This is a genomic window from Comamonas terrae (assembly GCF_001544075.1).
In the GTDB taxonomy this organism is placed as follows: Bacteria; Pseudomonadota; Gammaproteobacteria; order Burkholderiales; family Burkholderiaceae_C; genus Comamonas; species Comamonas terrae.
Genome location: NZ_BCNT01000003.1, coordinates 493,676 through 514,523, shown reverse-complemented (window position 1 = coordinate 514,523; position 20,848 = coordinate 493,676). Strand labels below are relative to the sequence as shown.

General features: G+C 62.5%; 21 protein-coding genes and 2 tRNA genes. 13 read left to right on the top strand and 10 right to left on the bottom strand.

Translation table 11 applies throughout. From position 1 onward, the window contains the following. Window positions 1–65: 65 nt before the first annotated feature. Window positions 66–509 carry a large conductance mechanosensitive channel protein MscL gene (gene mscL / locus Cte04_RS05705; protein WP_066473424.1) on the bottom strand — a complete coding sequence of 148 codons (444 nt, stop codon included), beginning with the start codon at window positions 507–509 and terminating at the stop codon, window positions 66–68. A gap of 147 nt (window positions 510–656) precedes the next feature. On the opposite strand from mscL, the gene petA reads away from it, so the two are divergent. The 6 genes from petA (at window position 657) to Cte04_RS05675 (ending at window position 4,926) form a co-directional block, all read left to right on the top strand. Beyond that, window positions 657–1,259 carry a ubiquinol-cytochrome c reductase iron-sulfur subunit gene (petA, locus tag Cte04_RS05700; RefSeq protein ID WP_066473421.1) on the top strand — a complete coding sequence of 201 codons (603 nt, stop codon included), beginning with the start codon at window positions 657–659 and terminating at the stop codon, window positions 1,257–1,259. Between the two features lie 14 nt (window positions 1,260–1,273). Then, entirely contained in the window at window positions 1,274–2,689 is a 1,416-nt protein-coding gene (locus tag Cte04_RS05695; RefSeq protein ID WP_066473419.1) for a cytochrome b, read from the top strand. Window positions 2,690–2,706: 17 nt separating this feature from the next. Beyond that, window positions 2,707–3,462 carry a cytochrome c1 gene (locus Cte04_RS05690; RefSeq protein ID WP_066473417.1) on the top strand — a complete coding sequence of 252 codons (756 nt, stop codon included), beginning with the start codon at window positions 2,707–2,709 and terminating at the stop codon, window positions 3,460–3,462. Between the two features lie 100 nt (window positions 3,463–3,562). Continuing rightward, on the top strand, window positions 3,563–4,174 hold the full coding sequence (locus tag Cte04_RS05685) for a glutathione S-transferase N-terminal domain-containing protein (protein WP_066473414.1): 612 nt from the start codon (window positions 3,563–3,565) through the stop codon (window positions 4,172–4,174). Window positions 4,175–4,262: 88 nt separating this feature from the next. Beyond that, a complete protein-coding gene (locus Cte04_RS05680) occupies window positions 4,263–4,769 on the top strand; it encodes a ClpXP protease specificity-enhancing factor (RefSeq protein WP_066473411.1) in 507 nt (168 codons plus the stop codon). Between the two features lie 81 nt (window positions 4,770–4,850). Beyond that, window positions 4,851–4,926, top strand: a tRNA-Thr gene (locus Cte04_RS05675). A gap of 81 nt (window positions 4,927–5,007) precedes the next feature. Here Cte04_RS05675 and Cte04_RS05670 read toward each other — a convergent pair. Next, entirely contained in the window at window positions 5,008–5,313 is a 306-nt protein-coding gene (locus tag Cte04_RS05670; RefSeq protein WP_066473409.1) for a hypothetical protein, read from the bottom strand. A gap of 300 nt (window positions 5,314–5,613) precedes the next feature. On the opposite strand from Cte04_RS05670, the gene secA reads away from it, so the two are divergent. From secA to Cte04_RS05650, 4 genes are all read left to right on the top strand, one after another. Beyond that, window positions 5,614–8,370 carry a preprotein translocase subunit SecA gene (gene secA / locus Cte04_RS05665; RefSeq protein WP_066474023.1) on the top strand — a complete coding sequence of 919 codons (2,757 nt, stop codon included), beginning with the start codon at window positions 5,614–5,616 and terminating at the stop codon, window positions 8,368–8,370. Between the two features lie 296 nt (window positions 8,371–8,666). Next, complete coding sequence (gene argJ / locus Cte04_RS05660; protein ID WP_066473405.1) at window positions 8,667–9,896, top strand: bifunctional glutamate N-acetyltransferase/amino-acid acetyltransferase ArgJ; 1,230 nt, start codon at window positions 8,667–8,669, stop codon at window positions 9,894–9,896. Between the two features lie 259 nt (window positions 9,897–10,155). Continuing rightward, complete coding sequence (locus tag Cte04_RS05655) at window positions 10,156–11,103, top strand: ATP-binding protein (RefSeq protein ID WP_174522894.1); 948 nt, start codon at window positions 10,156–10,158, stop codon at window positions 11,101–11,103. A 45-nt stretch (window positions 11,104–11,148) separates the two neighbouring features. Next, entirely contained in the window at window positions 11,149–11,628 is a 480-nt protein-coding gene (locus Cte04_RS05650; RefSeq protein WP_066473393.1) for an NUDIX domain-containing protein, read from the top strand. A 128-nt stretch (window positions 11,629–11,756) separates the two neighbouring features. On the opposite strand, the gene Cte04_RS05645 is transcribed toward Cte04_RS05650, so the two are convergent. From Cte04_RS05645 to Cte04_RS05610, 8 genes are all read right to left on the bottom strand, one after another. Further along, entirely contained in the window at window positions 11,757–11,963 is a 207-nt protein-coding gene (locus Cte04_RS05645; RefSeq protein ID WP_066473390.1) for a DNA gyrase inhibitor YacG, read from the bottom strand. 118 nt (window positions 11,964–12,081) lie between these two features. After that, on the bottom strand, window positions 12,082–12,837 hold the full coding sequence (gene zapD / locus Cte04_RS05640; RefSeq protein ID WP_066473387.1) for a cell division protein ZapD: 756 nt from the start codon (window positions 12,835–12,837) through the stop codon (window positions 12,082–12,084). Between the two features lie 87 nt (window positions 12,838–12,924). Next, window positions 12,925–13,563: a dephospho-CoA kinase gene (gene coaE, locus Cte04_RS05635; protein WP_066474021.1), complete on the bottom strand. Its 639-nt coding sequence runs from the start codon at window positions 13,561–13,563 to the stop codon at window positions 12,925–12,927. Between the two features lie 57 nt (window positions 13,564–13,620). Beyond that, window positions 13,621–14,502: a prepilin peptidase gene (locus tag Cte04_RS05630; protein ID WP_066473383.1), complete on the bottom strand. Its 882-nt coding sequence runs from the start codon at window positions 14,500–14,502 to the stop codon at window positions 13,621–13,623. Beyond that, window positions 14,502–15,719, bottom strand: coding sequence for a type II secretion system F family protein (locus tag Cte04_RS05625; RefSeq protein WP_066473380.1), 1,218 nt, complete (start codon window positions 15,717–15,719; stop codon window positions 14,502–14,504). The genes Cte04_RS05630 and Cte04_RS05625 overlap by 1 nt, the downstream gene beginning before the upstream one ends. A gap of 35 nt (window positions 15,720–15,754) precedes the next feature. Then, window positions 15,755–17,497, bottom strand: coding sequence for a type IV-A pilus assembly ATPase PilB (gene pilB, locus Cte04_RS05620; RefSeq protein ID WP_066473378.1), 1,743 nt, complete (start codon window positions 17,495–17,497; stop codon window positions 15,755–15,757). Window positions 17,498–17,635: 138 nt separating this feature from the next. Further along, window positions 17,636–17,712 (bottom strand) — tRNA-Pro (locus tag Cte04_RS05615). A 39-nt stretch (window positions 17,713–17,751) separates the two neighbouring features. After that, the gene (locus Cte04_RS05610) at window positions 17,752–18,681 is read right to left on the bottom strand and encodes a polyprenyl synthetase family protein (RefSeq protein WP_066473376.1); all 930 of its coding nucleotides are present in this window, start codon (window positions 18,679–18,681) and stop codon (window positions 17,752–17,754) included. A 237-nt stretch (window positions 18,682–18,918) separates the two neighbouring features. On the opposite strand from Cte04_RS05610, the gene rplU reads away from it, so the two are divergent. The 3 genes from rplU to cgtA all read left to right on the top strand — a co-directional run bounded on the left by rplU (window position 18,919) and on the right by cgtA (window position 20,791). After that, window positions 18,919–19,230 carry a 50S ribosomal protein L21 gene (gene rplU / locus Cte04_RS05605; protein WP_003058536.1) on the top strand — a complete coding sequence of 104 codons (312 nt, stop codon included), beginning with the start codon at window positions 18,919–18,921 and terminating at the stop codon, window positions 19,228–19,230. 16 nt (window positions 19,231–19,246) lie between these two features. Beyond that, window positions 19,247–19,504: a 50S ribosomal protein L27 gene (gene rpmA, locus Cte04_RS05600; RefSeq protein ID WP_066473374.1), complete on the top strand. Its 258-nt coding sequence runs from the start codon at window positions 19,247–19,249 to the stop codon at window positions 19,502–19,504. A 171-nt stretch (window positions 19,505–19,675) separates the two neighbouring features. Next, the gene (gene cgtA, locus Cte04_RS05595; RefSeq protein WP_066473364.1) at window positions 19,676–20,791 is read left to right on the top strand and encodes an Obg family GTPase CgtA; all 1,116 of its coding nucleotides are present in this window, start codon (window positions 19,676–19,678) and stop codon (window positions 20,789–20,791) included. Window positions 20,792–20,848 lie beyond the last annotated feature (57 nt).

Genomic DNA, 20,848 nt, shown 5'->3' with positions numbered 1-20,848 from the left:
GGGTCGCACCAAAAAAGCCCGCCAGGCGCATTGCCTTGGCGGGCTTTGGATTGCGTGGAGATGGCTTAGCGGGGGCGGTTGAGGCTGTCGCGGATCTCGCGCAGCAGCACGATGTCCTCGGGGGTGGGCGCAGGGGCGGCAGGTGCCTCTGGCTCGGCCGGCGCCTGGCGCTTGAGGCGGTTGATCTGCTTGATCATCATGAAGATGATGAAGGCGAGAATCAGGAAGTTAACGGCAACAGTGATGAAGTTGCCGTAGGCAAACACGGGAACGCCGGCTTTCCGGAGCGCATCCAGTGTCATGGGCGTGCCATCCGGCACATGGCCCAGCGTGATGAACAGATTGGAGAAATCCAGCTTGCCGAACACCAGGCCGACAACCGGCATGATGAGGTCGTTGACGACAGAATCGACGATCTTGCCGAACGCTCCGCCGATGATCACGCCGACTGCCAGATCTACCACGTTTCCCTTGATTGCGAACTCGCGGAATTCTTGCATCATCCCCATAGCAATTCCAGTCACTGAGAGTTTGAGATAGCGCAGTATTGCGCGACTTTGGTATCTGTCAACGTCAGACGGCGGCTGGAATAACCATGACCCCACCGCTACAATTTATCGCTGACCCCAATCAAGCGATGTACTTCGAGGAAATCCATGAGTGACTCTCCAGTGGACTCCAGCAAACGCACGTGGATCATCACGTCGGCATGCGCTGGTGCCGTGGGCGGCGTGGCGACAGCCGTCCCTTTCGTGAGCTCCTTCCAGCCCTCCGAGAAGGCGAAGGCAGCCGGTGCAGCGGTAGAGGTGGACATTTCCAGCCTCAAGGAAGGCGAGAAGCTCACCGTAGAGTGGCGCGGCAAGCCGGTATGGATCATCAAGCGCACGTCCGAACAGCTCAAGGACCTGCCATCGCTCGACGGCGAACTGGCCGACCCCAAGTCCGAACGGCATCCCGACGAATTCACTCCTCCCTACGCGCGCAACGAGAATCGCTCCATCAAGCCCGAAGTCCTCGTGGTGGTCGGCATCTGCACGCATCTGGGCTGTTCTCCCACGGACAAGTTCCAGGCCGGCCCCCAGCCCTCGCTGCCCAGCGACTGGAAGGGCGGCTTTCTGTGTCCCTGCCATGGCTCGACCTTCGACATGGCCGGCCGCGTTTTCAAGAACAAGCCCGCGCCGGACAACCTTCAGGTGCCCCCGCACATGTATCTGTCTGACACCAAGATCCTGATTGGTGAAGACAAGAAGACCGCCTGAGGGAGACAAGAGCAATGGCCCACGAATTCAAGCAAATTGACCCGAACGCCACCTCCGGCGCCAAGGCCATGAACTGGCTGGAGAACCGCTTTCCGACGGCATTCGACGCCTATCGCGTCCACATGTCGGAGTACTACGCGCCCAAGAACTTCAACTTCTGGTACATCTTCGGCTCGCTGGCGCTGCTGGTGCTGGTGATCCAGATCGTCACCGGCATCTTCCTGGTCATGCACTACAAGCCGGATGCCGACAAGGCATTTGCCTCGGTCGAGTACATCATGCGCGACGTGCCCTGGGGCTGGCTGATCCGCTACATGCACTCCACAGGTGCGTCTGCGTTCTTCATCGTCGTCTATCTGCACATGTTTCGCGGGCTTCTGTACGGTTCCTACCGCAAGCCGCGCGAACTGGTATGGATCTTCGGTTGCGCCATCTTCCTCGTGCTGATGGCCGAGGCCTTCATGGGCTATCTGCTGCCCTGGGGCCAGATGTCGTACTGGGGCGCCCAGGTGATCGTGAACCTGTTCTCTGCGATACCCTTCATCGGCCCCGACTTGGCGCTGCTGATCCGTGGCGACTATGTGGTGGGCGACGCGACGCTGAACCGGTTCTTCAGCTTCCATGTGATAGCGGTGCCGCTGGTGCTGCTGGGTCTGGTCGTGGCCCATTTGCTGGCGCTGCATGACGTGGGCTCGAACAATCCCGATGGCATCGAGATCAAGGGCCCGAATGCGCCCAAGGATGAAAAGGGCCGTCCGCTCGATGGCGTGCCGTTCCATCCTTACTACACGGTGCATGACATCTTCGGCGTGACGGTGTTCCTGTTCCTATTCTCGGCCGTGGTTTTCTTTGCCCCCGAGTTCGGCGGCTATTTCCTGGAATACAACAACTTCATTCCGGCCGATCCGCTCAAGACACCCAACCACATCGCGCCCGTCTGGTACTTCACGCCGTTCTATTCGATGCTGCGTGCCATCACCAGCGAGATGATGTATGTGCTGATCGCCTGTGTGGTGCTGGGCGCCGGTTATGGCATCCTCAAATCGCGCCTGCCCTCTTTTGTCAAGGGCGCAGTGGGTGTGATTGCCCTGGGTGTGATCGCCATGATGCTGTCCATCGACGCCAAGTTCTGGGGCGTGGTGGTCATGGGCGGTGCCGTCATCATCCTGTTCGCGCTACCCTGGCTCGACTGCAGCCCGGTCAAGTCGATCCGCTATCGTCCCAGCTGGCACAAATATGTGTATGCCGTGTTTGTGCTGAACTTCGTCATCCTGGCCTATCTGGGGGTCCAGCCTCCGTCGCCGGTGGGCGAGAAGGTGTCGCAAGTCGGTACGCTGTTCTATTTCGGCTTCTTCCTGCTCATGCCGTGGTGGAGCCGCAAGGGCGAGATGAAGGCCGTGCCCGAGCGCGTGACATTCAAGCCACACTGAAGCTGGAGAAAACAACAATGAAGAAGTTCATCCTCACCTTGGTGGCGGCTGTGGGTTTTGCTGCCGGAGCCCAGGCCTCCGAAGGCGGCATCCATTGGGACAAGGCGCCGGTCAACACCACCGATACCGCTTCCTTGCAGAACGGCGCCAAGCTGTTCGTCAATTACTGCCTGAGCTGCCACTCCGCCGCCTTCATGCGCTTCAACCGCCTGAAGGACATCGGCCTGACCGATCAGGAGATCAAGGACAACCTGTTGTTCACCACCGACAAGGTGGGCGAGACCATGAAGGCCGCCATCAATCCCAAGGAAGCCAAGGAGTGGTTCGGCGCCAATCCGCCGGACCTGACGGTGATTGCGCGCTCGCGTGCCGGGGCGGGCGGCACGGGTGCCGATTACCTCTATACCTTCTTGCGTACTTTCTACAGGGATGACACCAAGGCCACAGGCTGGAATAATCTCGCCTTTCCTAGCGTAGGCATGCCGCATGTGCTGTGGCAGCTGCAGGGTGAGCGCCGTGCCGTCTTCGAGGAGGTCGAGGAGCACGGCTCTAAAACCCAGGTCTTCAAGGGTTGGGAACAGCTGTCTCCCGGCACGATGACCTCAGTGCAGTACGATCAGGCCGTTGGCGATCTGGTGAATTACCTGCAATGGATGGGGGAGCCGGCCCAGAACACGCGCACCCGGGTAGGGGTTGGCGTGCTGGTCTTCCTGGCCTTCTTCATCTTTGTGGCATGGCGCCTGAACGCCGCGTTCTGGAAAGACGTCAAGTAAAACTTTGCTGCCGCGCAGATGCTGTCTGCAGCCAAACCGTGTTAGTGCAGAGTGGGCGCCGTGGGTGTCCCACTCTTTTTGATTTTTAGGAGCCTCCACCATGATGGTGCTTTATTCGGGAACGACCTGCCCCTTTTCACACCGCTGCCGCTTTGTGCTGTTTGAAAAAGGCATGGATTTCGAAATCCGCGATGTGGACTTGTTCAGCAAGCCCGAAGAAATCAGCGTGATGAATCCCTATGGCCAGGTGCCGATCCTGGTGGAGCGCGACCTGATCCTGTACGAATCGAACATCATCAACGAGTACATCGACGAGCGCTTCCCCCATCCCCAGCTCATGCCTGGCGACCCGGTGGACCGAGCCCGCGTGCGCCTGTTCCTGCTGAACTTCGAGAAGGAGCTGTTCGTGCATGTGAGCGCCCTGGAAGAGCGCAATGCCAAGGGCAACGAAAAGGCCCTGGAAAAGGCGCGCGCCCATATCCGCGACCGCCTGACGCAGCTGGCTCCCGTGTTCCTCAAGAACAAGTACATGCTGGGCGAGAACTTCTCCATGCTGGACGTGGCCATCGCTCCGCTGCTGTGGCGCCTGGACTATTACGGCATCGAGCTGTCCAAGAACGCCGCACCCCTGCTCAAGTACGCCGAGCGCATCTTCTCGCGCCCGGCCTACATCGAGGCGTTGACGCCGTCCGAAAAGGTGATGCGCAAGTAAGCTGCGCAGCAACCGGGGCGGACAGGGCGGGGCAATCCTCCGCCTGTCCGCTTTTTCTGTCTTTGGAATCCCTGGGTCTGGAACTGACATGAACACCCCTGAAGCAACCTCCACCCGCCCGTACCTGCTGCGGGCCTTGTTCGAGTGGTGTACGGACAACGGCTTCACTCCCCATATCGCCGTGCGCGTGGACCGGACGGTGCAAGTGCCGATGGAGTTCGTGCGTAACGGCGAGATCGTGCTCAACATCAGCTACGACGCCACCAGCGGCCTGCTGATCGGCAACGAATATGTCGAATTCAAGGCGCGTTTTGGCGGCAAGCCGCGCGAGATCATGGTGCCGGTGGCCAATGTCATGGCCATCTATGCGCGCGAGACCGGCCAGGGCATGGCTTTCCCGCCCGAGGAGGGTGCGGAGGCTGCCCAGGAGCCTCTGGAGGAAATGGTCGAGGACGATGCGGCTGAGAGCGGCGAGGCCGAAGCCGATGAGCGCGTGGTGCAACTGGTTACGGCCAAAAGCGACGACGATGAACCGCGTACTCCGCCGCCAGCCGCTCCCGCCGGCGGCCGCCCGGCCCTCAAGCGCGTGAAGTAAGCCGCAGCCGGACCGGAGCATGCAGACAAAAATCCGGCAGTCGGCCGAGGGACCGGATTTCTGGGCTAGAATGCGGGCTTCGCCGGTTTAGCTCAGTTGGTAGAGCACCCGCCTTGTAAGCGGTAGGTCGTCAGTTCGAATCCGACAACCGGCACCAAACAGGTCTCTTCGGAGGCCTTTTTTTGTTTCTGCGGAAGATTCCTGTTTCCATGTGGCAGGAGCGGAACGGGCATGGCGGCTAGCTCTGCACCTTGAGACGGATCTGTGCCACGTTCCAGCCCTTGGTGCGCAGATGGGCGGCCATGGCAGGCAGTAGCTGACGCACCTTGGCGGCCGCCGCATTGTTCTTGACCAGCAGGCACCAGCTGTCGCCTTCGATGGGGCCGGCTTGCAGGCTGCCCCGCAGCATGGGAGGGACCAGCGGCAGGATGGCTGCCAGACGGTTGCTGGAATCGCGCGTGAGTTCGGCCAGGCGTGCCAGTGTGGGCGAGGTTTGCACCGCTGCAATGGCGGTGATGGCATGGTGGCGTCGGGTCGCGGTCATCGGTACGTGGCAAATGCAAGGGCAGGGCGCAGCTTACCCCTCTAACGCTGCAAGTTTGCGCCAGAGTGGCCGGCGATGTACGGCAAGGGCGGCAAAAGCAGCGCAAAACCAAGGGTAGTTGTCGCGGTTAGAATCATTTTTTGGTCCGTGTTTCAGTTCCAGGCATTCCAAGAGGTTTTGACGGCATTCGAGTGCCGCTCTTGAGTGCTGCTGAGACGGCCCCATCTGAAGACCAACAATCAAGGGATTCCGGGCATATTGCTTCGCGCCATGGGCTGCAGGCAATATGTCTTTGCACGCATGGCCACCAATTTCCTCACCAAACTGTTCGGCAGCCGCAACGACCGGCTGCTCAAGCAATACCGCAAGACAGTCGCTCGCATCAACGCGATGGAGCCTGAGTACGAAAAGCTCAGCGATGAGGCATTGCGCGCCAAGACCCAGGAGTTCAAGGAACGCATCGCGCGGGGCGAATCGCTGGACGACCTCCTGCCCGAAGCGTTTGCCGTGGTCCGCGAAGGCTCCAAGCGCGTCATGAAGATGCGCCATTTCGACGTGCAGCTGTTGGGCGCCATGGCCTTGCACTACGGCAAGATCGCCGAAATGCGCACGGGTGAAGGCAAGACGCTGACGGCCACGCTGCCGGTCTATCTGAATGCACTGGCCGGCAACGGCGTGCATGTGGTGACCGTCAACGACTATCTGGCCAAGCGCGATGCGACCACCATGGCGCGCCTGTACAACTTCCTGGGCCTGACGGTCGGCGTGAACCTGCCCAACCTCTCGCGCGAGGAAAAGCAGGCGGCCTACAACTCCGACATCACCTACGGCACGAACAACGAATACGGCTTCGACTACCTGCGCGACAATATGGTGTACGAGCCCGGCGACCGCGTGCAGCGCGCGCTCAACTATGCCATCGTCGACGAGGTGGACTCCATCCTGATCGACGAGGCGCGCACGCCGCTGATCATCTCCGGCCCGGCCGAAGACCACACGGCCATGTACGTGGCCATGAACCAGATCGTGCCCAACCTGATCCGCCAGGAAGGCGAGGCCGATCCGCGCACCGGCGAAGGCGTGACCAAGCCGGGTGATTTCACGGTCGACGAGAAGTCCCACCAGGTCTATCTGACCGATCAGGGCTACGAGGCCGCCGAGCGCCTGCTGGCCAACGCAGGCATGATCCCCGAGGGCTCGTCGCTGTACGACCCGGCCAACATCTCGCTGGTGCACCACCTGTACGCCGCGCTGCGTGCTAACCAGCTCTATCACCGCGATCAGCACTATGTGGTGCAGAACGGCGAGATCGTGATCGTGGACGAGTTCACGGGCCGCCTGATGGCGGGCCGCCGCTGGAGCGATGGCCTGCACCAGGCCGTGGAGGCCAAGGAAGGCGTGTCCATCCAGGCCGAGAACCAGACCATGGCCTCGATCACCTTCCAGAACTACTTCCGCCTCTACAAGAAGCTGGCAGGCATGACGGGCACGGCCGATACCGAGGCCTACGAATTCCAGGAAATCTATGCGCTGGAAACCGTGGTCATTCCCCCCAACAAGCCCAGCCGCCGCGACGACCAGCTGGACCGGGTCTACAAGACCACCAAGGAAAAGTACGAAGCGGCCATCAAGGACATCCGCGAATGCCATGAGCGCGGCCAGCCCGTGCTGGTGGGCACGACCTCGATCGAGAACTCGGAAATCATCGACCAGCTGCTCAACCGCGAAAAGCTCCCGCACCAGGTGCTCAATGCAAAGCAGCACGAGCGCGAGGCCGACATCGTGGCCCAGGCCGGCAGCATCGGCATGATCACCATTGCCACCAACATGGCAGGCCGCGGCACCGACATCGTGCTGGGCGGCAACATCGACAAGCAGGTGGCGCTGATCGAGGCCGACGAATCGCTGTCGCCCGCCGAGCGCCAGCAGCAGATCGACAAGCTGCGTGCCGATTGGAAGGTCGCGCACGACAAGGTGGTGGCCCTGGGCGGCCTGCGCATCATCGCCACCGAGCGCCATGAATCGCGCCGCATCGACAACCAGCTGCGCGGCCGTTCGGGCCGCCAGGGCGATCCCGGTTCCTCGCGCTTTTACCTGAGCCTGGACGACCAGCTGATGCGCATCTTTGCCGGCGACCGCGTCAAGGCCATCATGGACCGCCTCAAGATGCCCGAAGGCGAGGCCATCGAGGCCGGCATCGTCACGCGCTCGATCGAATCGGCGCAGCGCAAGGTCGAAGCCCGCAACTTCGACATCCGCAAGCAGCTGCTCGAATACGACGACGTGTCCAACGACCAGCGCAAGGTCATCTACCAGCAGCGCAACGAGATCCTGGATACCCAGGACCTGGAGGGCATGATTGCCGTCATGCGCGAGGACGTCATCACCGACGTGGTGCGCCAGTACGTGCCCGCCGAATCCATGGAGGAGCAGTGGGACATTCCCGGCCTGGAGCGCGTGCTGTCCAGCGAATGGCATATCGAGCTGCCGCTGCAGGTGGAGGTGGCGTCATCGGACGCCATCACCGATGAAGACATCCTCGAGAAGGTGCTCAAGGCCGCGAACGACATGTTCGAAGCCAAGGTGGCGCTGATCGGCAAGGAGAACTTCACGCAGTTCCAGCGCGCCGTGCTGCTGCAGAGCTTCGACAGCAACTGGCGCGACCACCTGGCCGCGCTCGACTATCTGCGCCAGGGCATCCATCTGCGCGGCTACGCTCAGAAGCAGCCCAAGCAGGAGTACAAGCGCGAAGCCTTCGAGCTGTTCCGCCAGCTCATCGACCAGGTCAAGACCGAAGTCACGCGCGTGCTGATGACGGTGCAGGTGCGCTCGCGCGAAGAAGCCGACGAAGCTGCCGTGGCGATGAACCAGCGCGGTGCAGAGAGCCTGGAGCACATGAACTACAGCGGCCCGTCGGATGCCGATATCGGATCCGCCACGCCCGAGGACGGCGAGCAGGCGCTGGCCATTCCCCAGGGCGTGCATGTGGGGCGTAACGATCCCTGCCCCTGCGGCAGCGGCAAGAAGTACAAGCAGTGCCACGGGAAGCTGTCCTGAGCACCGGCGCTCGAGTACCCACAAAAACACGGGCTGCGGCCCGTTTTTTGTTGGCGGGGCGGCATTTTCCTGGCGGCAAAGCCACCAAGCGCAGAACAGGTCCCGGTTTGTTCCGATAATGGAGAGCGTTTTAACTCTCCGCCCCACGCCGCTGCGGTGGGCGCGCATTCTTGCCGCGGACATCGGGCAGAAGCCGCCTTGCAGCATGCACAGCTCGCCAGGATGCGGTTCTGTTCCTGGCGGGAGCCACGCGGCGTTGCGGGCGGCATTTCTTTTCAATCTTGAGGATTGTTGCAATGTCCGTGAATCTTTCCGCCCCTGTTGCCGCCGAACTGCTGGCAGTCAATGGCGTTCGCATCGGCGTCACCGAGGCCGGTGTGCGCAAGGCCAACCGCAAGGACCTGACGGTGTTCCTGCTGGACGAGGGCGCAGCGGTGGCGGGGGTGTTCACGCAGAACCGCTTCTGCGCCGCGCCCGTGCAGGTCAGCCGCGAGCACCTGGCCGCCGGCAAGGGCATCCGTGCCATGGTCGTCAACACCGGCAACGCCAATGCCGGCACCGGTGCTGACGGCCTGGCCCGCGCGCGCGCCACCTGCGCCGCGCTGGCGCGGGAACTGAATCTTGCGCCCGAGCAGATTCTGCCGTTCTCCACCGGCGTCATCATGGAAGAGCTGCCCGTGGACCGCATCGTGGCCGGCCTGCCGGCAGCGATTGCCGCCGCCAGGGCGGACAACTGGGCTGCAGCCGCCGAAGGCATCATGACCACCGACACGCTGCCCAAGGCCTTCAGCCGCAGCGTGGAGGTCGCCGGCAAGACCGTGTGCATCACCGGCATCAGCAAGGGCGCTGGCATGATCCGTCCCAACATGGCGACCATGCTGGGCTTTCTGGCCACCGATGCGGCCATCGCGCCCGCACTGCTGCAGCCCCTGGTCAAGGAACTGGCCGACGGCTCGTTCAACCGCGTGACCATCGACGGCGATACGTCCACCAACGACTCTTTCGTGCTGATCGCCACCGGCAAGGCCGGCAATGCGCCCATCGATTCGCTGACCAGCGCCGAAGGCCAGGCGCTCAAGGCTGCGCTGCTGGAGGTAGCGCAGAAGCTGGCCCAGGCCATTGTGCGCGACGGCGAAGGCGCGACCAAGTTCATCACCGTGAAGGTGGAAGGCGGCAGGACCGAGGAGGAATGCCGCCTGGTGGCCTATGCGATCGCGCATTCGCCGCTGGTCAAGACCGCCTTCTATGCTTCCGACCCGAACCTGGGCCGCATCCTGGCGGCCGTGGGCTATGCCGGCATTGACGACCTGGACCAGACCAGGATCGACCTGTACCTGGACGACGTGCATGTGGCCGTCAACGGCGGCCGCAATCCGTCCTACCAGGAAGAGGACGGCCAGCGCGTGATGAAGCAGCAGGAAATCACCGTGCGCGTGCTGCTGGGCCGCGGCAATGCGGCGCAGACCGTGTGGACCTGCGACTTCAGCCACGAGTACGTGACCATCAACGCCGATTACAGGTCGTGATGGACACCTTCTGAGCGGCTGCACCGCGTCCTCCTCTCTCCGCGCTAGGAGAGAGAGGGGACGATGCCCTCGTTGCGGGGCGGGGCCGCTGGGGCCCTTGCCTGGCATCCCTCGTCCGGGCTGCGCCGGTTCTTACGTGATGGGTGCTACAAATTAGGAAGCTGCTATCGCTTCTCTGCATTGGGTTTCAATTGCTTGTCCATTGGAGTTCCAGCAATATCAAGCGATGGCAGCTATAACAACAGATGGAGATTCGGTCATGCAAGATGTAATGAACCCTTTGGAGCGCCTGGTCGAGCGTGCCGAGCAGCTGATGCAGCGCATCGAGGCCATCCTGCCCCAGCCGCTGCAGTCGCCTGCCGACTGGAATGCCGCGATTGCCTGGCGCTACCGCAAGCGCGCCAACGGCTGCGGTGTCCTGGAGCCGGTGCGCCATGTGGGTGCGATGCAGCTGTCCGACCTGCAGAACATCGATGTGCAAAAGGAAAAGATCGCGCGCAACACCGAGCAGTTCGTGCAGGGGCGCACGGCCAACAACGTGCTGCTCACGGGCGCGCGCGGCACCGGCAAGTCCTCGCTGATCCGTGCCTGCCTGCACAGCTATGCGCCGCAGGGCCTGCGCCTGATCGAGGTGGACAAGGCCGACCTGACCGACCTGCCCGACATCGTCGAGGTGGTCGCCAGCCGGCCCGAGAAATTCATCATCTACTGCGACGACCTGAGTTTCGAGGAGGGCGAGCCCGGCTACAAGGCCATGAAGTCCATCCTGGACGGCTCGGTCTCGGCCGCCACGCCCAATGTGCTGGTCTATGCGACCAGCAACCGCCGCCACCTGCTGCCCGAGTACATGACGGACAACCTGGCCCAGCAGAAAGGCGAGAACGGCGAAATCCACCCGGGCGAAGTGGTGGAGGAGAAGATCTCGCTGTCCGAGCGTTTCGGCCTGTGGGTGAGCTTCTATCCGTTCAGCCAGGACGAATACCTGCGCGTGGTGGCCCAGTGGCTGTCGGCGCTGGGGCTGGATGCGGCGGCCATCGAGGCCGCCAGGCCCGAGGCCCTGGTCTGGGCGCTGGAGCGCGGCTCGCGCAGCGGTCGTGTGGCCCACCAGTTCGCGCGCGACTATGCGGGCCGGGCCGAGCGTCCCGCGTCGCGCGGCGCGCGCATCGGCGATGTGCAAGGCCTGGCCGAGGAGGCCGACCTGGATTGAGCGCCGGGACCCGGGCCGCAGGCCCGCCGGCATTTTGAACAAGTGATGGAAACAGTGACTGCTGAAACCTCTCCCCAGCCCGCCCGCAAGCACACCGAAGTGGCCGTGGGCGTGCTGCTGCGCGAATCCGATGGCGCCCTGCTGATCTCCAGCCGCCCCGAAGGCAAGCCCTATGCGGGCTACTGGGAATTTCCGGGCGGCAAGCTCGAGGCCGGCGAAACCGTGGAGCAGGCCCTGCGCCGCGAGCTGATCGAGGAGCTGGGCGTGACCATAGGCACGGCCCATGTCTGGAAAGTCACGGAGCACGACTATCCGCATGCGCTGGTGCGCCTGCACTGGTGCAAGGTCACCGAATGGAGCGGCGACTTCGAGATGCGCGAAGGCCAGCAGATGGCCTGGCAGCAGCTGCCGCTGACGGTTGCGCCCGTGCTGCCGGGCGCCTACCCGGTGCTGCAATGGCTCAGCGAAGAGCGGGGCCTGCCTTTCGATGCCGGCTACTACGAGGCGCAGCAGCCCCGCGACTAAGGTTCGGCGTTTTTTTTGCTGGCGAAAAAGTGAGCACTTTGCGCCGACCCCTCCTGGAATTTCATCGCAAAGGCATTGAAATCCATTATGGGGCCAGCGCAAGATGCTCCTACTTTTGAAGCCGGCGTTCAGGCTTCGGTGCGGGGATCGCCAAACGGTGCGTCTTCGGGCGGTGTCGGCGCGGGCACGCGGAACTCTTCGTTGGCCCAGGCGCCCAGGTCGATCTGGCGGCATCGTTCGCTGCAGAACGGGCGGAACTTGTTGCCGGGCGCAAAAAGGCTGGGGCCGCCGCAGGTCGGGCAGCGCACGGTGGTCGGAGTGCTGTCGTTGCTCATGTGCCGAGTGTGCGCCAAATGCGGTGGACAGATGCGGGGTGGGGCGAAAAAGCCGTGCCGTTGAAAGTGATCGAGCCGCTGCAAGCGGTCCGGCGATGTGCAAAAAGAACGGGGCGGGTCAGGCGCAGAGCGTCAGCTCGAAGGCGGCATCCTCGGGGCACAGCTGGGGCTTGGAGCCATTTTCCGAACGCAGCAGCCGCACGGAGACCAGCAGGCGGTTGCCGCTGATTTCGGGAATCAGGTTCAGGTGCTCGTCGATGCGCAGGCGCAGCAGCTGGAAGGTGCGCCCGGCGGGCATGGCCTGCTGGAAGATGCCTTGCTCGGCCGCCACGCGCTGGGGGACGCCGGTCTCGCGCAGCAGCTGCAGCAGCAGCTCCAGCGCCTGGCCCAGCGGCGCCAGTTCGGCCGCCCAGTCTTCCAGGTCGCGCTGGCGGTAGCGCGGGTCCAGGCTCTGCCATGCATGGTAGGCGGGCAGGTCGAAACTGCAGGTGCCGCCGGGGATGCCGATGCGGCTGCGCACGGACATCAGCCATTCATGCTCGGTCAGTGCCTGGCCGGTCTTGCCAGCCTGCTCGTTGATGGCCTTGAAACACTGGTCCACCTGGCGCGCGACCTGGTGCAGCATGTGCTGCGAAATATCGGGGTTGTCGCGCAGCACGTCGAGCAGGGCTTTCTGGCGCTCGAGGTCTTTCAGAACGTCGGTCTTGAGATCCGAACGGGCCGCCACGTCCATGATCTCGAAAATCGTGACCAGCGCGAAATGGTGATCGACCGGGTGCGCGCGCGTCAGCAGCTCGCCCAGGCGGCGATACAGCTGCTCCAGACGCAGGTAGGTTCTCAGACGCTCGTTGAAAGGATATTCGTACAGGATCACGCTTGCTGGGCTCCTTGGGGCGCGCAGGAATCAGCGGTTAACGTGCACATGCGGCGATCACACGCACAGGCCAAGCCATGTCGCGCATCATAGCCCGAACCAGGCAGCGATTTGATCGGTATGTGCGTTGAGTGCATCGATGCCCATGCCCTCGTCGTTGTAGAGCACCCAGTCGGCGGCAGCCAGGCGCTGCGCGCGGCCGGCCTGGGCTGCGATGATGGATTGCACGGCTTCGCGCGTGAGACCGCTGCGTGCCATGACACGCTCGATCTGCGTGGATTTGCGGCAGTCGATCACCAAAATGCCATGCAGCTGTGCCCGCCAGTGCCTGGATTCCACCAGCAGCGGAATATCGTGCACGACCAGCCTGTGGCCTTCCTGCACGGCCTGCCGGTACTGCTGCTCGGTGTGCTCGGCAATCAGCGGGTGAACAATGGCTTCGAGCCGCTGGCGCGCATCGCTTTGCGCAAACACCAGCTCGCGCATGCGGGTGCGGTTGAGCGCACCGTCGCCGGCGATCAGATCGTCACCGAAGGCCCGGGCGATGGCCGGCAGCGCGGCGCCGCCGGCGGCAGTCAGGCTGCGTGAAATCCGGTCGGCATCGATGACGGCCGCGCCGCGTTGCTGCAGCCGCGCGGCGACCGTGCTTTTGCCGCTGCCGATGCCGCCCGTCAGGCCCAGGCGATAGGGCGGCTGCTGCGCGGGAATGAACGAACGGGTGGGCATGGCGGAGTGCATGCCGCAGTATGTACCAGCGGTCTGCATGCAAACGCAAGAAGTTGTTTACAACCCGATGGCGCGCAGAATGGACTGCGGCCCCCAGATCAGGCTGATGAAACCGCCGCCGGCCAGGAACGGGCCGAAAGGCACATAGCCGCCTTCCCGCAGCTGGCTGTTGATCTTGAGCGCCATGCCGATGACGGCGCCCACGACCGAGGCCATGAGGATGATGGGTATCAGCGCCTGCCAGCCGAACCATGCGCCCAGGGCGGCAAACAGCTTGAAGTCGCCGTAGCCCATGCCTTCCTTGCCGGTGGCCAGCTTGAAGGCCCAGTAGATCAGCCACAGCGACAGATAGCCGGCAATGGCCCCCCAGACGGACTGCGCCAGCGGCACGCCGGTCCACTGGAGCGCGGATGCCGCCAAGCCGGCCCACAGCAGGGGCAGGGTGATGGAGTCGGGCAGCAGCGTGGTGTCCCAGTCAATCAGGGCGAGGGCCAGCAGGGCGGCACTGAAGCCGCACCAGGCAAAGCCCGCGGCTGTCAGGCCGCTGCGCGCCAGGCAAAAGGCAAACAGGGCCGCGCAGGCCACTTCCACCAACGGATAGCGGGGGCTGATGGTTTTTTTGCATTCGGCGCAGCGTCCGCGCAGAAACAGATAACTGAGCACGGGAATGTTCTCATGCCAGGCGATCGCATGGCCGCAGTGCGGGCAGCGCGAGCGCGGCTTGCTCAGGCTGAGGGCTTCCTGCGGCGCAGGCAATGCTGCTGCCCTGCCTTGGATGGGCTCCTTCTCGGCCAATTCCTGCAGGTACTGCGCGCATTCGGCGCGCCACTGCTGCTCCATCATGCGCGGCAGGCGGTGGATGACCACATTCAGAAAGCTGCCGATGAGCAGGCCCAGCACGGCGCCGGCTGCGCCATTCAAAACGGTTTCCGAAAGCATCAGACCACTTGTCCCAGTTTGAAGATGGGCAGGTACATGGAGACCACAATTCCGCCGATCAGTGTGCCGAGGAAGACGATGATGATGGGCTCCATCAGGCTGGACAGGCCGGCGACCATGTCATCCACTTCTTCCTCGTAGAAGTCGGCGGCCTTGCCCAGCATATGGTCGATGGAGCCTGACTCCTCGCCGATCGCGCACATCTGCAGCACCATCGAAGGAAAGACGTTTGCGTTGGTCATGGCCACGGTCAGGCTGGTGCCGGTGGAGACTTCCTGCTGGATCTTGTCCGTGGCGCTCTGGTAGATATAGTTGCCCGAGGCGCCGCCCACGGAGTCCAGCGCTTCGACCAGCGGCACGCCGGCCGCAAACATGGTGGACAGGGTCCGCGTCCAGCGCGCGACGCAGGATTTCTCGATCAGCACGCCGAAGATGGGCAGCTTGAGCATGGTGCGGTCCATGAACTGCTGCACACGCTCGTTGCGCTTCCAGGCCTGCATGAAGAAGTAGATGCCGCCGCCGAGCACGCCGAAAATCAGCCACCAGTACTGCACGAAGTAGTCGCTGATGCCCATCACCAGCAGCGTGGGCGCCGGAAGATCCGCGCCGAAGGAGGTGAAGACTTCCTTGAAGGCCGGGATCACGAAGATCATGATGATGGTCACCACGACAAAGGCCACCACGATCACGGAGGTGGGGTACATCAGCGCCGACTTGATCTTGGACTTGATGGCCTCGGTCTTTTCCATGTAGGTGGCCAGGCGGTCCAGCAGGGCTTCCAGAATGCCGGCCGCTTCGCCGGCCTCGACCAGGTTGCAATAAAGACTGTCGAAATACATCGGATGCTTGCGGAAGGCAGAGCTCAGCGAAGTGCCGGTTTCCACGTCGGCCCGGATGTCATTGAGCAATCGGGTGACGCTGGCATTGGTGTTGCCGCGCCCCACGATGTCGAAAGCCTGCAGCAGCGGCACGCCGGCCTTCATCATGGTGGCCAGCTGGCGCGTGAAGAGCGCGATGTCCTTGGGCTTGATCTTCTTGCCGCCCTTGGTCTTGCGCTTTTTGATCTTGGTGGGCATGACGCCCTGGCGGCGCAGCATGGCCTGGACCTGGTTGTCGCCACCTGCCCGCGTCTCGCCGCGCACGATCTTGCCGTTGCGGTCCTTGCCTTCCCATTCGAAGACGAATTCCTTGATTCCACTGGACGCTGCTGTCGCCATGGTGCTCCCTCCTTGGTTGCCGGTGCGGCAATCTCTTATTCGTTGGTGACCGCCAGCACTTCTTCGAGCGAGGTCAGTCCTAGTTTGACTTTGTGCAATCCCGATTCGCGCAACGAGCGCACTCCTTCGGCCCTAGCCTGGGCCGCGATTTCCAGCGCGCTGCCGTCGCGCAGGATGATGCGCTGGATTTCTTCGCTGACCGGCATGACCTGGTAGATGCCGACACGGCCCTTGTAGCCGTTGTTGCATGCCGGGCAGCCGACAGGGCGATAGCTGACCCAGCTGCCGTCGGCATCCTCCTCGGAGTAGCCGGCTTCAAGCAAGGCCTCGCGAGGCACCTCGGCGGGCTCCTTGCACTGCGGACACAGGCGCCGGGCCAGGCGCTGGGCCGTGATCAGGATCACGCTGGAGGCAATGTTGAACGGCGCAATCCCCATGTTGCGCATGCGCGTGAGCGTGGTGGGCGCGTCGTTGGTGTGCAGGGTCGACAGCACCAGGTGGCCGGTCTGGGCGGCCTTGATGGAGATGTCGGCGGTTTCCAGATCACGGATTTCGCCCACCATGATGATGTCCGGATCCTGGCGCAGAAAGGCCTTGAGCGCTGCGGCAAAGGTCAGGCCGGCTTTTTCGTTGACATTGACCTGGTTGACGCCGGGCAGGTTGATTTCCGAGGGATCCTCGGCCGTGGCAATGTTCACCCCCGGCTGGTTCAGCAGGTTCAGGCAGGTGTAGAGCGACACGGTCTTGCCCGAACCCGTGGGGCCGGTGACCAGAATCATGCCGTAGGGGCGGCGGATGGCATGGAGCAGCCGTTCCTTTTCCTCGGGCTCGTAGCCCAGGGCATCGATACCCATCTTGGCCGAACTGGGATCCAGGATACGGATCACGATTTTTTCGCCGAACAGGGTGGGCAGCGTGCTGACGCGAAAGTCGATGACGCGGTCCGGACCGACCTTGAGCTTCATGCGGCCGTCCTGCGGCACGCGCTTTTCGGAAATGTCCAGGCGCGAGATCACCTTGATGCGCGAGGCCAGCTTGTCCTTGATGGCGATGGGCGGGGTTGCAATCTCACGCAGCTCCCCGTCGATGCGAAAGCGTACCCGGTAGTGGTGTTCGTAAGGCTCGAAATGCAGGTCGGACGCGCGCATGTTGAACGCGTCCAGCAGCATCTTGTGCAGAAACTTGACGATGGGCGCATCTTCGACGTCCGCTCCTGCGGTGCTGTCCTTTTCTTCCGGCGCATCCTCGATCTTGACGTCGTCGAAATCGAAGTCGCCGGGCGCGCTATAGGTGTCCAGGGATTCGCCAACGCTCTTGTTTGCCTGCTCGATCAGCCGCTGCAGCTTGTCGGCTTCGACCACCACCCAGTCAACCACCAGTTGCGTGGTGAACTTGATCTGCTCGGCCGCCTCCTGCTGGGTAGGATCGGCCGTGGCAACGGTCAGCCGGTTGCCGCGCTTGCCCAGCGCCAGCACCCTGTAAGTGGTGCTGATCTTGCTGTCCAGCAAACCCTGTGGCAGCTGTTGGGGGTCGACAGCGCCGAGATCCAGAAGCGGCGTGCTGAACATGCTGGAAATCGTTTCGGCAATTTCCCGCGCACTGATCTCGCCCGACTGGCTCAGCTCCGAGATGAAAGGCGTGCGGTTGGCGGCTGCCTTCTTGACCGTGGCCTCTGCCACTTGCTGCGAAATCTTGCCTGCGGAAATCAGCGCCCTGCCGAGGCCGGGCAACGGCACTGCGACAGGTGCATTCTTGATCGATGGATCGGCAGCAGCCATGTAACCAGTTTGTATCGGAGGAAAGGAGAGTTATCCTAACATCCCAGTCTGGCTGCAATGCATACAGAAACACACCGTGTGTGAAGAACACACGGTTGTTGCAATGGCGCAAGAAATGGTGAGGGAAAGATGACCAAATGGTCGGGGTGAGAGGATTCGAACCTCCGGCCTCTACGTCCCGAACGTAGCGCTCTACCAGGCTAAGCTACACCCCGTGTGCTTTGTTGAACGAGCACCTCAATGCACTTGGCGATTCAAGTGCGGCGCTCCAAAAGCTGAGAGGCCAATTGTAGCAAATTTGTTGTGTGCTCGTTGCTTGGCAACACATTTAATGCATCGATGGCTCGTTGGGCCTCGCTATGTGCCGCGGCGCGGGCAATGTCCAGGGCGCCCGTGGAGTGCACGATGCTGACGACGGCTTCCAGCTGCTCTGTCGAACCCTGCTCGATGGCGTTGCGCACGATGGCCGCCTGCTGCGGCGTGCCGCGCTGCATGGCGGCAATCAGCGGCAAGGTGCATTTGCCCTCCCGCAGGTCATCGCCGAGGTTCTTGCCCATTTCCTGGGTGTTGCCGGTGTAGTCCAGTACATCGTCGATGATCTGGAAGGCCGTGCCCAGGGCCTGTCCGTATGTGGCACAGGCCTGCTCCACTTCGCGCGAAGCGTTGGCAAGAACGGCAGCCAGCTGGGCGCTGGCTTCGAAGAGCTGGGCAGTCTTGGAACGGATGACGTGCAGATAGCCGGCTTCATCCAGGGATGCGTCGTGGGTGTTGATGAGCTGCTGCACCTCGCCTTCGGCGATCACGTTGGTTGCATCCGAGAGGATTTGCAGCACGCGCATGCTGCCCACCTCCACCATCATCTGGAAGGAGCGGGTATGCAGAAAGTCGCCCACCAGAACGCTGGCGGGGTTGCCGAAGGTTTCGTTGGCGGTGGGGCGGCCGCGGCGCAGCGTGGATTCGTCCACCACGTCGTCATGCAGCAGGGTGGCGGTATGGATGAGTTCCACCACGGCGGCCAGCATGTACTTGTCGCGGCCCCGGTATCCGAGGGCACTGCAGACCATGAGCAGCAGCGCGGGGCGCAGACGCTTGCCGCCCGCCGCGATGATGTACTGGGAGATCTGGGCAATCAGGGGGACGCTGGTGGTCAGGCGCTGGGCGATGACACGATCCACTTCGCGCATGTCGTCTGCGATCAGGGCAAGCGGATTGGATATAGAAGTTTCTGTAGTCAAGGTGATGAACCGCCAAGTGGATCGTCGATTATAGAAATACGAGATTGCGCTTTTTGCGGCATGTGCTCCCCCAGCCGTTCATGCCGGGCAGGTGCGATATCTTGCGAGCAGAAATTTTGCTTGCGTGCTAGAATTGCAGGCTCTGTGGAAATTCGTCCGCAGAACTCTTCAATTCATGAGGTTTTCATGTACGCAGTCATAAAAACCGGCGGCAAGCAGTATCGCGTTGCAGCTGGCGAAAAGATCAAGGTAGAACAGATTGCTGCGGACGTAGGCCAGGAAATCGTGATCGACCAAGTTTTGGCCGTCGGCAACGGCGCTGAAATCAAGGTTGGTGCACCCCTGGTGTCCGGCGCATCTGTCAAGGCAACTGTGGTTGCTCACGGCAAGCACGACAAGGTGCACATCTTCAAGATGCGCCGTCGCAAGCACTATCAAAAGCGCCAAGGCCATCGCCAGCAGTTCACCGAACTGCAGATCGTGGCCATCGCTGCTTAAACTTAGGAGCTAAGTCATGGCACAGAAAAAAGGCGGCGGCTCTACGCGAAACGGGCGCGATTCCAAGCCCAAGATGCTCGGTGTGAAGGCCTTCGGTGGCGAGCTGGTGACTGCCGGCTCTATCATCGTGCGCCAGCGCGGCACCAAGTTCCATCCCGGTGAAAACGTGGGCGTGGGCAAGGACCACACCCTGTTCGCACTGGTGGACGGCCATGTGTCGTTCGGTGTGAAGGGCGCTCTGTCCAAGCACACTGTCAATGTGACGGCTGCCTAAGTCGGCTCTTGACCTGAACAAAGCCCCGACTTGTCGGGGCTTTGTCGTTTGAGAAAGCTCTTCCCCTGAGTGGAAGATGCGCTTTTTCCATGGCAGCGGCACGCGATTGACTGCTGCGGAGTGTGGCCTGGGGCTGTCTGGTGCACACTGATTTTGTAAACTGGATGCCTCATGAAGTTCGTTGACGAAGCTTATATCGACATTGCGGCCGGGGACGGCGGTAATGGCTGCGTGTCCTTCCGGCACGAGAAATACAAGGAATTCGGTGGCCCCGACGGCGGCGACGGAGGCCGTGGAGGTCACGTGTTCGCCGTGGCCGATGTGAACCTGAACACCCTGGTCGACTACCGCTATGCGCGCCGCTATGAGGCCAAGCGCGGCGAGCATGGCAAGGGCTCGGACATGTTCGGCGCAGCAGGCGACGACATCACGCTGCACATGCCCGTGGGCACCATCATCAGCGATGCCGAGACGGGCGAAGTGCTGTTCGAGCTGCTGACGCCCGGCGAGGTGGTCACGATCGCCAAGGGCGGCGATGGCGGCTACGGCAATCTGCGCTTCAAGAGCGCCATCAACCGTGCGCCGCGCCAGAAGACACCGGGCTGGCCCGGCGAACGCCGCAGCCTGAAGCTGGAACTCAAGGTGCTGGCCGATGTGGGCCTGTTGGGCATGCCCAACGCCGGCAAGTCCACTTTCATCTCGGCGGTGTCCAATGCACGCCCCAAGATTGCCGACTATCCGTTCACGACACTGCATCCGAACCTGGGTGTGGTGCGCGTGGGCCCTGAGCAAAGCTTTGTAGTGGCCGACATTCCGGGCCTGATCGAGGGCGCCTCCGAAGGCGCGGGCCTGGGCCACCAGTTCCTGCGCCACCTGCAGCGCACCCGCTTGCTGCTGCACGTGGTGGATCTGGCGCCGTTCGACGACAGCGTCGATCCGGTCGCGCAGGCCAAGGCCATCGTGGGCGAGCTCAAGAAGTACGATGCAGAACTCTACGGCAAGCCGCGCTGGCTGGTGCTCAACAAGCTGGACATGGTGCCGGTGGAAGAGCGTGCAGCCAGGGTCAAGGACTTCGTCAAGCGCTTCAAATGGAAGGGGCCGGTATTCGAGATTTCCGCCCTGACGCGCGAAGGCTGCGAGCCTTTGATCCGCCAGATTTACCAGCATGTGCAGGCCCAGCAGAAGCTGGAGCAGGGCGTCAAGGAAGTCGATCCGCGCTTTGCCGATGTCGAGGATGCAGGTGTGGATCTGTCCGATCCGCGTTTCGCACCTCGGGATCCGGAATAAGCGGGCGGCTTGGACTGGCGGCACGCAAAGCGTGCTGTCCTGCTTTGAATTCAATAG

What these genes read in the sequence shown, in the direction of transcription:
- petA (WP_066473421.1), top strand. Translation starts at nt 657, where the DNA reads ATGAGTGACTCTCCAGTGGACTCCAGCAAACGCACGTGGATCATCACG.
- Cte04_RS05670 (WP_066473409.1), bottom strand. Translation starts at nt 5,313, where the DNA reads ATGACCGCGACCCGACGCCACCATGCCATCACCGCCATTGCAGCGGTG.
- mscL (WP_066473424.1), bottom strand. Translation starts at nt 509, where the DNA reads ATGGGGATGATGCAAGAATTCCGCGAGTTCGCAATCAAGGGAAACGTG.
- Cte04_RS05695 (WP_066473419.1), top strand. Translation starts at nt 1,274, where the DNA reads ATGGCCCACGAATTCAAGCAAATTGACCCGAACGCCACCTCCGGCGCC.
- rplU (WP_003058536.1), top strand. Translation starts at nt 18,919, where the DNA reads ATGTACGCAGTCATAAAAACCGGCGGCAAGCAGTATCGCGTTGCAGCT.
- Cte04_RS05630 (WP_066473383.1), bottom strand. Translation starts at nt 14,502, where the DNA reads ATGCTTTCGGAAACCGTTTTGAATGGCGCAGCCGGCGCCGTGCTGGGC.
- Cte04_RS05610 (WP_066473376.1), bottom strand. Translation starts at nt 18,681, where the DNA reads ATGCGCGAAGTGGATCGTGTCATCGCCCAGCGCCTGACCACCAGCGTC.
- Cte04_RS05625 (WP_066473380.1), bottom strand. Translation starts at nt 15,719, where the DNA reads ATGGCGACAGCAGCGTCCAGTGGAATCAAGGAATTCGTCTTCGAATGG.
- Cte04_RS05650 (WP_066473393.1), top strand. Translation starts at nt 11,149, where the DNA reads ATGGAAACAGTGACTGCTGAAACCTCTCCCCAGCCCGCCCGCAAGCAC.
- Cte04_RS05680 (WP_066473411.1), top strand. Translation starts at nt 4,263, where the DNA reads ATGAACACCCCTGAAGCAACCTCCACCCGCCCGTACCTGCTGCGGGCC.
- Cte04_RS05685 (WP_066473414.1), top strand. Translation starts at nt 3,563, where the DNA reads ATGATGGTGCTTTATTCGGGAACGACCTGCCCCTTTTCACACCGCTGC.
- pilB (WP_066473378.1), bottom strand. Translation starts at nt 17,497, where the DNA reads ATGGCTGCTGCCGATCCATCGATCAAGAATGCACCTGTCGCAGTGCCG.
- Cte04_RS05645 (WP_066473390.1), bottom strand. Translation starts at nt 11,963, where the DNA reads ATGAGCAACGACAGCACTCCGACCACCGTGCGCTGCCCGACCTGCGGC.
- Cte04_RS05655 (WP_174522894.1), top strand. Translation starts at nt 10,156, where the DNA reads ATGCAAGATGTAATGAACCCTTTGGAGCGCCTGGTCGAGCGTGCCGAG.
- cgtA (WP_066473364.1), top strand. Translation starts at nt 19,676, where the DNA reads ATGAAGTTCGTTGACGAAGCTTATATCGACATTGCGGCCGGGGACGGC.
- Cte04_RS05690 (WP_066473417.1), top strand. Translation starts at nt 2,707, where the DNA reads ATGAAGAAGTTCATCCTCACCTTGGTGGCGGCTGTGGGTTTTGCTGCC.
- coaE (WP_066474021.1), bottom strand. Translation starts at nt 13,563, where the DNA reads ATGCCCACCCGTTCGTTCATTCCCGCGCAGCAGCCGCCCTATCGCCTG.
- secA (WP_066474023.1), top strand. Translation starts at nt 5,614, where the DNA reads ATGGCCACCAATTTCCTCACCAAACTGTTCGGCAGCCGCAACGACCGG.
- argJ (WP_066473405.1), top strand. Translation starts at nt 8,667, where the DNA reads ATGTCCGTGAATCTTTCCGCCCCTGTTGCCGCCGAACTGCTGGCAGTC.
- rpmA (WP_066473374.1), top strand. Translation starts at nt 19,247, where the DNA reads ATGGCACAGAAAAAAGGCGGCGGCTCTACGCGAAACGGGCGCGATTCC.